Raw genomic sequence first — 12,262 nt, forward strand, 5'->3', positions numbered from 1 at the left:
GAAACTCATTTGCAAATCAATAATGTTATAATGTAACATTATCACACTTTCTACACCATATCCCAAGTAAAACTATGAAAAGAGCATTAATTCTTGCTGCGTCCGCGATGCTAACGTTGCCAGCACACGCAGTAACGGTACTAACGAGTATCAAACCTATTCAGTTATTAGTGACAGAACTTACTCAAGGGGTGACTTCGCCAGATGTATTACTGCAGTCTAACACTTCGCCCCATGATTACGCTTTACGCCCATCGGATGTTAAGAAAATCGCTTCTGCTGATTTAGTTATTTGGTACGGACATGATCTCGAACCGTTTCTGGAAAAAGTCGTGTCAGACAGATCGAATACGCTGACTATTAGTCAAATTCCAGATCTAGATTTGCGTGAGTTTGATAGTGAGCACAACCATGACCATGATGGCCACGATCATGGTTCACATGATCCGCACTTTTGGTTAGGTGTAAGTCAAGCACAACAAGTTGCCAAGGCTGTCGTGAATCAACTGGGATCACTTGATCCGGAAAATGCAGCACAGTACCAAGAAAACCTTAAAAAATTTGAAACTGAGCTCAGCCAGACGGACCTAGAGATCAAGAAGAAATTATCGCCAGTGAAAGACAAAGGTTACTTTGTGTTTCACGATGCTTATGGTTATTTCGAAGAGCGTTATGAGTTAAATCAAATGGGGCACTTCACCGTGAGCCCGGATCGTAAGCCGGGCGCAAAAACCTTAATCCAAATTCGTCAAAAGTTAAGTTCAGGAGATGTAGCCTGCGTGTTTTCTGAACCTCAGTTTACTCCAGCTGTCGTTCAGAGCGTGATGCGAGGTAGCAAAGTTGCCAAAGGTGAACTTGACCCATTAGGGAGCACAATTGAAGCAAAACCGGGCAGTTACTTTACTTTTCTCAACAATATGGCGAATAATTTTGAGCAGTGCTTGAGCCAAAAGACGGATTAAGTAGTGTTGTTGTGTAGGAATAGTCCTTTTAACGTGATCCAGTAGTAAGAATTACAACCTTTGGCAAGGCGAGCCTTTTCTCAAACAGTAATTGAGATATCATTATCAATAATTAGCAGCTCAAAATAACCGTATAAGTCCATGCTGTAGAAGATATGGACGGTGAGCGCCGAGCACAAGTTGATATAAAAGGTTTTCGTCTTGCTACGCCAATTAGCCCTTGTCTTGTTGGGCTTTTTCCTATCTTTCCAAGCATTTGCTCTTCATAATGCGAATGCCATCTTTTACCCTTTGCCGACTCAGGTTAAGGGTACTTTTATTGCGGCTAAAAAATTGTTCTTGGGTGAGCAAGGAGGCTTGTGGATTCACGACGTGCATGGGCGGGTGTTGTTTTATGATGGCCAAAATATCCTACCTAAATCAGGCAGTTTTTTACAAACGTCTGCCAAGCAACTGGCTTATCATGAAGGCTCGTTCTGGACCTTTGTTGAGAATGAGGTGTACCAAACTTATCCAAATCAAGAAAGACGTTTAGTCTTTAGCTTAAACCCCGGGTCGCAAATAAGAAAAATCGGTTCTTCTGAAGATTATATTTGGGTTAGTGATGGCGCACATTTCTATACTTACAACATCGATACTAGCGAGTTAAAGTCCTTTTCTTTGTTGCAGCTCTATCAACATAGCAACAATAGCTATGTTTATATTAACGATGCAGTTCTGCTCGAAGAGAAGTGGGCACTTGCTACAACTTCTGGCTTTTATCTTTCAGAAGGAGATAAGTTTGACCATGTAGTCGCTTCAGGTCAGAACTACATTGAAAAGATCTACTACTCACACACGCGCAGAGAAATTCTGGTAGGAACGTTGCGTGGGGCATTAATTTTCAATATTTATCAACCTGATAAAGAGGTGATTAAGATTGGCGGTTCTCATGTATTGACTTTCGCTGAGACAAATCAAGAGTACTGGGTGGGGACTGAGCATGGTCTGTATTTATACTCATTCTTGTCAGGTGAAGTGACAGAAGTCGAGCCTGCAAGCTTTCTTGAACTGGAGCTGGATAATACAAAGATCTATTCGCTACTGAGTGACAACATGGGAGGGATGTGGATCGCGACTAACCAAGGCATTCGTTATTACTCCTTGTTTAGTAAAAAGTTTGAACGAGTAACCTTCAGTAGTTATGACTCGCAAACTTTATCAGGGCGAATTCGACAAACCGCCACAGGACCTGATGATGTACTTTGGTTCGCGGATGACCGAAAGCTTTATCGGACAGGTGAGAGTGGCAACATCAAAGTCTTGGAGCTTGATTCGCAGATCAATGAATTTGCATTTCAAGGTGGGATGCTTTGGCTTGCGACCTCTAAAGGGCTCGAAATATTCGAGTTGAATGGTCTTAACAAAGTGACATTTCCTTATTTACAGGTTATGGCTGGACACGCAGTGGAGCACGTGACTGTAGATGGTAATGATCGTCTCTGGGTATCAAGTGGATACCATCTTTACAATGTTGATATAACCCAGCAAAGCGTAAGAAACTTTGGAAGTGAGTGGCTAGTAAGTCAGTACTTACCAGCTAAGGTTACGCGTTTATACGACACTGAAGATTCTCTATTGATAGGGACCGATCATGGGGTTTATCAATACAGCAATGAAAACATCCAGTTCATCCGCTACTCCGAAAAATTTGGTGAATCATTAGACATGGTCACGGCGGTTGATGGCAGTCAGTGGTTTGCGTCATCTTACGGCGTTTTTAAAACGATTAAAGGAAGTGACGAGAAACATGTTGTTGAAATGAGTGTGCCCAACGCGCGACCTGCTTGCTTGATCAGAGACAGGCAAGGTGTGTGGTTAGCCTCTTCTGTCGGATTAAGCTATTACCACCTTTCGGGTGAATTAGTGAAACATTATTCATCGGCGTCTGGCTTAATGAACAACGAGTTTCTACCAGGAATTTGCAGTGTTATACAGCAAAAAGAAGGTGGTGAGCGAGAGCTCGTCTTAGGGTCGAAATACGGGTTGGTAAAAGCTGAAGCATCCCAGCTGCTTGTGTCCAACCCTCCAGAGTCGAAGTTTATCGTGAGCCAAGTTGTGCTTGAAAACGAGGTTCTACAAGTTGGTAGCGCCGATTTGAATGGAATAAAATTACCGTATGGCTCTTCTCTAAGTTTCTTATTTGGCGTGATGCCAAAACCAGACAGCCAAAATTTGTATTATCGATTGAATAGCGATGATCCTTGGCAAGCGCTAGAGGGAGGCCAACTGACTCTAGAGCATCTCAATTCCGGTGAATACCATCTGCAGGTAAGTAATGAGTCTCAAGTCGCTGCTGGATTGGTTGGGCTCGAGTCGTATTTTATTGTGCTTAATCCTTGGTATTTATCGCAACTCGCAATTTTAGGTTTTGTGGTCGCGAGTATTGCCATGGTTGCACTACTTATGTACTGGCGTTCTCGCTATGTTGTACAGGCTAACCGTGATTTAGCTGCGCAAGTGACACTCAAAACTAACCAGTTGAGGCATCAAAGCCGAGTGTTGTTGACGAGTAACCAACAGCTACGTAAACAGATTCAAGTCAGAAACCTGTTGGTTGATCACGTGGCGCAATCTATTAAGTCCAGTGTGGATTTTATAGCGGCAAAATTACCCATACCTTTGGATGCAGCTACGGAAGATCATCTGGCGAAAACGACATGGCAATTAAATGAGTTAAAAAGTGTTCCTGGTGAAGCTAGCGGCGGCAGTCACAATTACAATTTGAGTCAGATAACTCAATCGGTGGTTGATGTATGGCAAGATGATTTTGCGAAGGCTGGGATTATGGTGGAGCTTGAAGATGAGAGAAAAACAAGTCGAATTGCTCTGGAAAGCTTTAACCTTGATGTTATCTTCAACAGCATTTTTGCCAATATCATCAAGCGTTCTTTCCGAGGCCAAACGGTGAGAATTATGCTAGAAGAGGGCAATGATATTGTTTCATTGAGTTTTCTTGATTATGGGACGCAACTGCCTAATAAAGTGACGACCTGGCGTCCATCTAATATGAACCACTCTGAATTGAGTATTGATCATCTTACCCAGTTAGTGACCACGAGTGGAGGATACTTGGCGGTGTTTACTTCCGACGCTCAAAATAAAACCGAAATTACATGGCCAACTGCGAAGGAGGTGAGTTATGTGGATGAACCTCTGCAAGAATTTGAGTCTGAACCTATCGTCGAAGATAAAGTGACCCCAGAGAAAGAATGGTTGCAAAAAGTCTATCAGCTGGTGGCTGAGCATTACCATGACCCTGAGTTTGGTACTGCTTTAGCGGCTAAAATGCTGTTCATGTCAGAACGCTCTTTACAGAGGCGCTTCAAATCAGCCTCGTCAAGAACGTTAAAAGATTATGTAACCGAAGTTCGTTTAGAAACGGCGTGTGAGCAGTTATTAGCGGGCGAGAAAATCAGCGAAGTAGCGTTTAACTGCGGCTTTAATGATCCTTCTTACTTTAGCCAAAAGTTTAAATTGCATTTTGGTTTGCCTCCTTCCAAGTTTGCTTTGACTCAAGAAAGCCAAGAAACCAACTAAAAAACCTCATAACACACTCCCTAGTGAATATTCAAAAGACTGGGGAGCTGCTTATAGTGCTCTACTATTCTAGAGCTACCAATGCAGTGATTCTCATTGCTTCTTCATCACATCTAGCCTACAAATCCATTCTCAATACGTAAGCACGGTCACGCTCTATCTGTTAGTAGCGCTGTTCTTAGCTATAACCATACATGGCTTAAGAGGACGGATTTACCTACGGCGACAAATATATGAATGGTTGTATTTTTGTATCTAGAGTGCGTTGGTTCATTTGAGTAGTGGGGGTATGCGAAATTCGTGAAAACAGAACTGTGCTGAAAAGGTGGATAAGATAAAGAGTTTAGAGAGAGATGAAAAAAAATATCGTGGTATAGCCGGGGGGACTATACCACGGGTGTCAATGACACCTTCGCTTGCTGCCGGAGTGACATGTTGCCATGCCACCTCTGGAATTCATTTAAGAGGTTGCCCTCTCGATGGAGTAACTATACGAGAGGTTACTTATTTTTCTTATAAAAATAACGCCATGTTGATATGAGAAAAGCGACAAAGTTTTAAATGTCATCTAAACCGTTGTTTTATTTGGGAATTTTTATCTTTACCATTTGTTTGTGACATTTTTATTTCATTGGTCGTGATTTTTAATTGTTAATTTTGACGTAAATAACGAGAGGAAATTTACGGAGTTGACGTTTGAAAGCATGAAAACATTTATGAAATCTTTGATTTCACACAAGGATTGAAGGGTTATAGAAGAGTAATATTGGCAGCCTAAACTTATTAAATAATAATATTTCTCATTAGCAATACTCTTAAGGGCCACTATGAAGTTATCAGAGATTAATCCTGGCGATACGGTGACGATTCGGTTGTTAGATGGTCTTTCATCAGATATCAGAAAGAAACTCATGGTAATGGGGCTGCTTCCCAATACAGAAGTCAAAGTGATTCGACGTGCTCCAATGGGCGATCCTTTACAAGTCGAAGTCCGTGGTGTGTCTGTCGCATTGCGAGAAACCATTGCTCAGAAAATTGAAGTGGAGCGAGTGTAATGCAATATCAAGTGCTTACCGTAGGTAATCCTAATAGTGGTAAAACGACGCTATTTAATGGTTTGACTGGTGCAAAACAGCAAGTTGGTAACTGGGCAGGCGTCACCGTTGAAAAGAAAACGGGACAATTCAAACATGCGGGTGACGAGTTTTTGCTCACTGACCTTCCTGGCATTTACTCGTTAGACAGTGGTAATGATAGCAATAGTATTGATGAATCCATTGCATCGCGTGCGGTTCTAACTCATCCTGCCGACCTGATTATCAACGTGGTTGATGCCACGAGTTTAGAGCGCAGCTTATATATGACGTTACAACTTCGCGAACTTGGCCGTCCTATGATTGTTGTTCTCAACAAAATGGATGCGCTAAAACGTGAACGTCAAATGATTAACGTTTCAGAGCTTGAGAAAACGTTAGGTTGTCCTGTAGTAAGTTTATCTGCAACCAATAAAACTCAAGTTGCAGAGTTTAAAGAAAAACTTCATAAGTTCATTGTTCAAGGGGTCGCGCTTAAAGAGTTATCTTTGCATTACGGTGAAAAGATGGAGTCGGCGATTCAAACTGTTTCCGCACTTTTTAACGATCAAACCGTCGCCCATCGTGCATTAGCGATTCGTGCGCTTGAAAAAGACACGATGGTTCTCAATAGCCTTTCCGATATTGATAGAAGCAAAGTGTTGGAAGTCACTGCGACTTTAGACTTGGATATCGATTTGCATGTCGCGGATACCAAGTACACATACCTGCATGAACAGTGTAAAAAAGTTCGCCGAAGCGAAGGCAAGCTAAGCCGTAGCGTGACTGAAAAACTCGACCAGTTTATTTTGAACAAGTGGATTGGGATCCCATTCTTCTTTGTGGTTATGTACTTGATGTTTATGTTCTCGATTAACATCGGTAGTGCATTTATCGACTTTTTTGACATTGGTGTAGGCGCATTGCTGGTTGATGGTGGACACCACTTATTAGATGGTCACCTCCCCGTATGGCTAGTTACGGTGATTGCTGATGGTTTAGGCGGCGGTATTCAAACAGTTGCGACCTTTATCCCGGTCATTGCGTGTTTGTACTTATTCCTTGCTGTGCTTGAGAGCTCGGGTTACATGGCACGTGCTGCGTTTGTGCTTGATAAAGTGATGCAGAAAATCGGCTTGCCGGGTAAAGCGTTTGTCCCTTTGGTTCTTGGTTTTGGCTGTAACGTTCCGTCGATCATGGCAACGCGCACGCTAGACCAAGAGCGTGAGCGCAAGTTGGCTGCGTCGATGGCACCGTTTATGTCATGTGGTGCTCGCTTACCTGTGTACGCTTTATTTGCTGCCGCTTTCTTCCCAGGCTCTGGTCAAAACATTGTGTTTGCACTTTACCTACTTGGTATTGTCGCCGCGGTGTTTACCGGTTTGTTCCTCAAGCACACGCTGTATCCTGGCAGCAGTGATAGCTTGGTGATGGAAATGCCTGACTATGAGCTTCCGACATTGCAGAACGTCGTGATCAAAACTTGGCAAAAACTTAAGCGTTTTGTATTGGGTGCAGGTAAAACCATCGTAGTGGTTGTTGCTATCTTGAGCTTCCTCAACTCGCTAGGAACTGACGGTACATTCGGTAATGAAGACAGTGATAAATCGGTTCTATCAAAAGCCGCTCAGGTTGTGACGCCAGTGTTTGCACCAATTGGTATTCAAGAGGATAACTGGCCAGCAACGGTTGGTATTATTACTGGTATCTTCGCGAAAGAGGCAGTCGTGGGCACATTGAACAGCTTATATACTACGCCAACCGATGGAGAGGATGCAGAATTTGATCTTATGGGTAGCCTAGAAGAAGCGGTGATGAGCATTCCTGAAAACCTAGCAGGGCTGAGCTATTCTGATCCTCTGGGGATTGACGTCGGTGATTTAGCAGATTCTCATGCAGTCGCAGAGGAGCAAGAAATTGATGAATCGATCTTTGGTAACATAAAAGAGAAATTTGTTTCTGGTCATGCTGCTTTTGCGTACCTAATTTTTATCTTACTTTACACTCCTTGTGTGGCTGCGATGGGTGCCTATGTTCGAGAATTCGGCAATAACTTTGCGCGCTTTATAGCGGTATGGACAATGGGGCTCGCGTACTTGAGTGCGACTTTCTATCATCAGCTTATGCATTTCGCTGATAGCCCTATCACCAGCGGCGTTTGGATTGCCGCAATTATTGCGATTTTCTTTGGCACGTACCGCGTTTTCAAGCGCGTAGGCAAGAAACATCAAGGCGAGTTTGAGGCGCAAGTCGTATGATTTTAAAAGAGCTTTATCAATATATTGCCGAAAAAGGAACGGTTTCCCAATCTGAGCTAGCAAAACAGTTCGGAATGAGTGAAGACGGTGCAGACGCCATGTTAAGTGTATGGATTAACAAAGGTCGCATTTCTCGCTTGGTAGATACAAATAAAGCTCATCATATAACGCGAATACGCTATGCAGTCACAAAGCACGATGGTTTGTCACTTACCGTAACCATGTAGTAAGAGCAATGAACCATCGCGCAAAAACAACAAAGCCGCATCAGCAATGATGCGGCTTTTTACTTTCTGCCTGAATTAAAAGTTATATAACGGTTACGCTTTACGGAAGATAGAGCTTAACGACAACACATTACGAATTCGGTTAAGAATCTCTTCTTGTTCTTCGTCAGTACGAAACTCACCTTTGGTGTTACCCCAAACTGGTCCCGGCCATGCCATATCGTCTTTAAAGCGAGCAACATGGTGAATGTGCAGCTGTGGCACCATGTTACCTAGGGCACCAAGGTTTAACTTGTCTGGGCGGAATGTCGCTTCGAGTGCTTGGCTTACCGCTTGAGATTCGAGCAAAAACTGTTGTTGCTCTTGCATTGGCAAGTGGTGTAACTCTTTCAAATTTTCGCGTTTAGGCACCAAGATAATCCATGGCACAGCATTATCTTTATGAAGAAGTGCGACGCAAAGTGGGAAGTGACCAATCACCGAAGTGTCTTTTGCCAATTGAGGATGAAGTTCAAAACTCATTATTGCTGTCCGATTAATTTTTAGTTTGAATTAGTATACGACAGATAAAACAAAAGGTTGGCGCTTTCACGTCAACCTTTGTCATCATTTAGCGTGTGCTACTTAAGCTAACTACGTAAAAGCGGATTACATACGCTCTAGAGTATCGATACCCAGTAGAGACAGACCTTGCTTGATGGTCTTCGCTGTTAGCGCAGCTAGTTTCAGACGGCTTTGTTTCACTGCTTCGTCTTCAGCAACTAGGATAGGGCACGCTTCGTAGAAGCTAGAGAACTGACCTGCTAGTTCGAATAGGTAGTTACACATGATGTGTGGTTGGCCTTCGCGAGCAACAGATTGCACCGCTTCTTCGAACTGCATAAGTTTAGCAATAAGTGCTTTCTCTTTCTCATCAGTGATTTTGATGTCACCTTGGAGAGCGTCCATAGCAACACCAGCTTTAGCGAAAATTGAAGCTACGCGAGTGTATGCATATTGCATGTATGGTGCTGTGTTACCTTCAAACGCTAACATGTTGTCCCAATCGAACACGTAGTCAGTCGTACGGTGTTTAGATAAGTCAGAGTATTTAACCGCTGCCATTGCAACTGTTTTAGAGATCTTCTCTTTTTCTTCTGCATCTAGTTCAGGGTTTTTAGATTCGATCAGCTGTGCTGCGCGAACTTCTGCTTCATCCAGAAGATCTGCCAAACGAACGGTACCACCCGCACGAGTCTTGAATGGCTTTCCGTCTTTACCCAGCATCATGCCGAACGCGTGGTGCTCAAGAGATACTGACTCTGGCACGTAGCCCGCTTTACGAACAATCGTCCAAGCTTGCATTAGGTGCTGGTGTTGACGTGAGTCGATGAAGTAAAGCACACGGTCTGCGCTTAGCTCTTCATAACGATATTTTGCACATGCGATATCTGTTGTTGTGTATAGGAAACCACCATCGCGTTTTTGAACGATAACGCCCATTGGTTCGCCATCTTTGTTCTTGTATTCATCTAGGAATACAACTTGCGCGCCATCATCTTCAACGGCAAGACCTTGTTCTTTTAGGTCTGCAACGATCTTAGGAAGCATGTCGTTGTACATGCTTTCGCCCATTACGTCGTCACGAGTCAGTGACACGTTTAGACGGTCGTAGTTGCGCTGGTTTTGGATCATGGTTACATCAACGAGTTTTTTCCACATTTCTGCACAGTACTCGTCACCGCTTTGCAGTTTTACCACGTAGTTTCGCGCCTTTACTGCGAACTCTTCATCTTCATCGTACAGCTTTTTCGACTCACGGTAGAAGCCTTCGAGGTCCGCAAGTTCCATAGAAACTTCGCCAGACTCTTGTTGTACACGCTCAAGGTTTGCGATAAGCATGCCAAACTGAGTACCCCAGTCGCCGATGTGGTTCGCGCGGATCACTTTGTGACCTAGGAACTCAAGCGTACGTACTACCGCATCACCGATGATGGTTGAACGTAGGTGACCAACGTGCATTTCTTTTGCTACGTTTGGTGCAGAGTAATCAGCGACGATGGTTTGTGCTTCTTCTTTAGCTACGCCAAGACGTTCGTCTGCTAGCGCCGCGTCGGCTTGTTTCGCAAGGAACTCTTCGCTTAGGAAAATGTTGATGAAACCAGGGCCAGCGATTTCTGTTTTGCTCGCAATACCATCTAGGTCTAGAACATCCAGTACTTTCTGTGCAAATTCTCGAGGGTTAGTACCCAGTTTTTTAGCAACGCCCATTACGCCGTTTGCTTGGTAATCACCAAATTGTGGCTTTGCTGATTGGCGAACGGCTGCAGGACTGCCTGCAGGTGCGCCAGCGGCTTCTAGAGCCTGAGATACTTTGTCATTAATAAGTGCTTGGATATTCACACGCGTTTCCTTCAATTCAAGGACAAAGAACTCGGCAAAATGTACGCCGAGCTCTGTTAGAGTTCACAAAAATGGGGCTAATCATAACAACTTTATTGCTTTTCATACAGAGATGAATAGGCGAAATTTTTACTTTTTCGATTGAATGGAAATGTGGCTTAGTTTGCGTTTACTATTGCGCTCAAAGTAATGAGATAAATCGCCCCATAAGAGAGCCACAATGACGACTCAACTAGTTGAAAAGCGCCTAACGCCTGAATTGATGATCCAAGATCTGGACGAATTTATGGCGAAGATTGAAGAGCTTGCAACCCTGTTAAAACTGGATCTGAGCTTTGCTCAAGCTGACCATATTGCGCTGCGTATTAATGATACTGAAACAGCGAAAGCCGCGCATGAAGCATGGAATCAATACGGTAAGGTGATTTCACAAGCGAAAATAAACGGTCGCCCAATCATCGTTATCGAATTCGACAAAGCGTTGGAAAGCCGTGGCTGGAAGATTGAGTGTCTAGAGCTGCCATACCCTGCGGAAGGCAAAATCTACCCAAATGAAAGCTGGGAACATGTGGAGTTTGTGATTCCGTCTCATGCCGAAACCGCAGATGAGTTTCTTGCTGATTTGAAACACACTTACCCAGCGTTTGGCGCGCGTTTTGATGAGTTAAAAGAGCTGGGTGTAAAGAGCAAATTGTCGAGCCCGAAAGGGGAAGGCGAACGCTTGAACAACCCAACCGTGGCGTTTAAGTACCAAGGCATTTGTATCAAGCTGCACCCGCATTCACTTAAGCGTATTGTGGAGTCTGAGCAGGCTGAATAAGTGAGCTCTGAACAACTATTAAGAAGAAAGGGTTGCCAAATGAGCAACCCTTTCTTTTTTCAAATGCTATGAACTTAAAGGATAACCGTCTTATTGCCGTAAACAAATACGTGGTCATTGATCACTTTATTCAAAGCTTTGCTCAACACATTCTTTTCTACATCGCGTCCCGCTTGTGCCATATCTTGGGCATTGAATGTATGGTCGACAGGAATTACGTCTTGCTTGATGATCGGCCCTTCATCTAAATCATTGGTCACGAAGTGTGCCGTTGCACCGATGATTTTCACACCGCGATCGTAAGCTTGTTGATATGGCTTAGCGCCAATAAAAGCAGGTAAGAAGCTGTGATGAATATTAATGATTTTGTGGTGGTATTTCTCAACAAACGTAGGCGTCAATACGCGCATGTATTTAGCTAACACCAAAAAGTCAGCATCGTATTGATCGATCACTTCTAGCATCTTCTGCTCGTGTTCTTCACGGCTAAGGTTTTCATGGGTCACGTGGTGGTAAGGAATGTCGAAGCGCTCAGTGAGAGTTTGCAGTTTGTCGTAATTCCCCACCACAGCAGCGATCTCAACATCTAGGCTTCCATCGTAGGTTTTCATCAGAATATCGCCTAAACAATGCGCTTCTTTTGTGACGAGAATGACGATGCGCTTACGGCGAGAGCCAACCAATTTACGCTTAGCGCCTTGCGGGAGTGCTTGGTCCAAATCGGCAAGAAACGTTTGATCGTTGAAGTATCCCTCCAACTCCGTTCTCATGAAAAAGTGGCCACTGGTATTATCAACAAATTCGTTATTGTGAACGATGTTGAGTTGGTGCTTGTAACAGATATTAGTGATTTTCGAGATGAGACCCGGGGCGTCAGAACAGTGGGTCAACAGTGTTTTCTTTTCCATAAATCAGGTACTTCCATGCATTAATATTTTAGCGTACGAATTTGTTATTATTC

At 43.6% G+C, this 12,262-nt stretch carries 9 protein-coding genes; 6 read left to right on the forward strand and 3 right to left on the reverse strand.

What is annotated here, in order from left to right; translation table 11 throughout:
• Positions 1-74 precede the first annotated feature (74 nt).
• From znuA to D8S93_RS08105, 5 genes are all read left to right on the forward strand, one after another.
• Positions 75-962 carry a zinc ABC transporter substrate-binding protein ZnuA gene (znuA, locus tag D8S93_RS08080; RefSeq protein ID WP_006742703.1) on the forward strand — a complete coding sequence of 296 codons (888 nt, stop codon included), beginning with the start codon at positions 75-77 and terminating at the stop codon, positions 960-962.
• Between the two features lie 201 nt (positions 963-1,163).
• On the forward strand, positions 1,164-4,541 hold the full coding sequence (locus D8S93_RS08085; protein WP_152812703.1) for an AraC family transcriptional regulator: 3,378 nt from the start codon (positions 1,164-1,166) through the stop codon (positions 4,539-4,541).
• A gap of 827 nt (positions 4,542-5,368) precedes the next feature.
• On the forward strand, positions 5,369-5,596 hold the full coding sequence (locus D8S93_RS08095; protein ID WP_005382190.1) for a FeoA family protein: 228 nt from the start codon (positions 5,369-5,371) through the stop codon (positions 5,594-5,596).
• Positions 5,596-7,872 carry a Fe(2+) transporter permease subunit FeoB gene (feoB, locus tag D8S93_RS08100; protein WP_152812705.1) on the forward strand — a complete coding sequence of 759 codons (2,277 nt, stop codon included), beginning with the start codon at positions 5,596-5,598 and terminating at the stop codon, positions 7,870-7,872. The genes D8S93_RS08095 and feoB overlap by 1 nt, the downstream gene beginning before the upstream one ends.
• Positions 7,869-8,099, forward strand: a complete 231-nt coding sequence (locus D8S93_RS08105) for a FeoC-like transcriptional regulator (protein WP_005396058.1) — start codon at positions 7,869-7,871, stop codon at positions 8,097-8,099. Before feoB ends, D8S93_RS08105 begins: the two co-directional genes overlap by 4 nt.
• Before the next feature lie 93 nt (positions 8,100-8,192).
• Here the strand turns inward: D8S93_RS08105 and D8S93_RS08110 are convergent, their stop codons facing one another.
• Positions 8,193-8,621, reverse strand: a complete 429-nt coding sequence (locus D8S93_RS08110) for an HIT family protein (protein WP_152812706.1) — start codon at positions 8,619-8,621, stop codon at positions 8,193-8,195.
• A 126-nt stretch (positions 8,622-8,747) separates the two neighbouring features.
• Entirely contained in the window at positions 8,748-10,481 is a 1,734-nt protein-coding gene (argS, locus tag D8S93_RS08115; protein WP_047009521.1) for an arginine--tRNA ligase, read from the reverse strand.
• A 220-nt stretch (positions 10,482-10,701) separates the two neighbouring features.
• On the opposite strand from argS, the gene D8S93_RS08125 reads away from it, so the two are divergent.
• Complete coding sequence (locus D8S93_RS08125; RefSeq protein ID WP_152812710.1) at positions 10,702-11,301, forward strand: VOC family protein; 600 nt, start codon at positions 10,702-10,704, stop codon at positions 11,299-11,301.
• Between the two features lie 74 nt (positions 11,302-11,375).
• On the opposite strand, the gene purU is transcribed toward D8S93_RS08125, so the two are convergent.
• Positions 11,376-12,209: a formyltetrahydrofolate deformylase gene (gene purU / locus D8S93_RS08130; protein ID WP_005382206.1), complete on the reverse strand. Its 834-nt coding sequence runs from the start codon at positions 12,207-12,209 to the stop codon at positions 11,376-11,378.
• Positions 12,210-12,262 lie beyond the last annotated feature (53 nt).

The sequence above is a fragment of the Vibrio sp. VGrn 2 genome (assembly GCF_009361695.1).
GTDB classification, from domain to species: domain Bacteria; phylum Pseudomonadota; class Gammaproteobacteria; order Enterobacterales; family Vibrionaceae; genus Vibrio; species Vibrio diabolicus.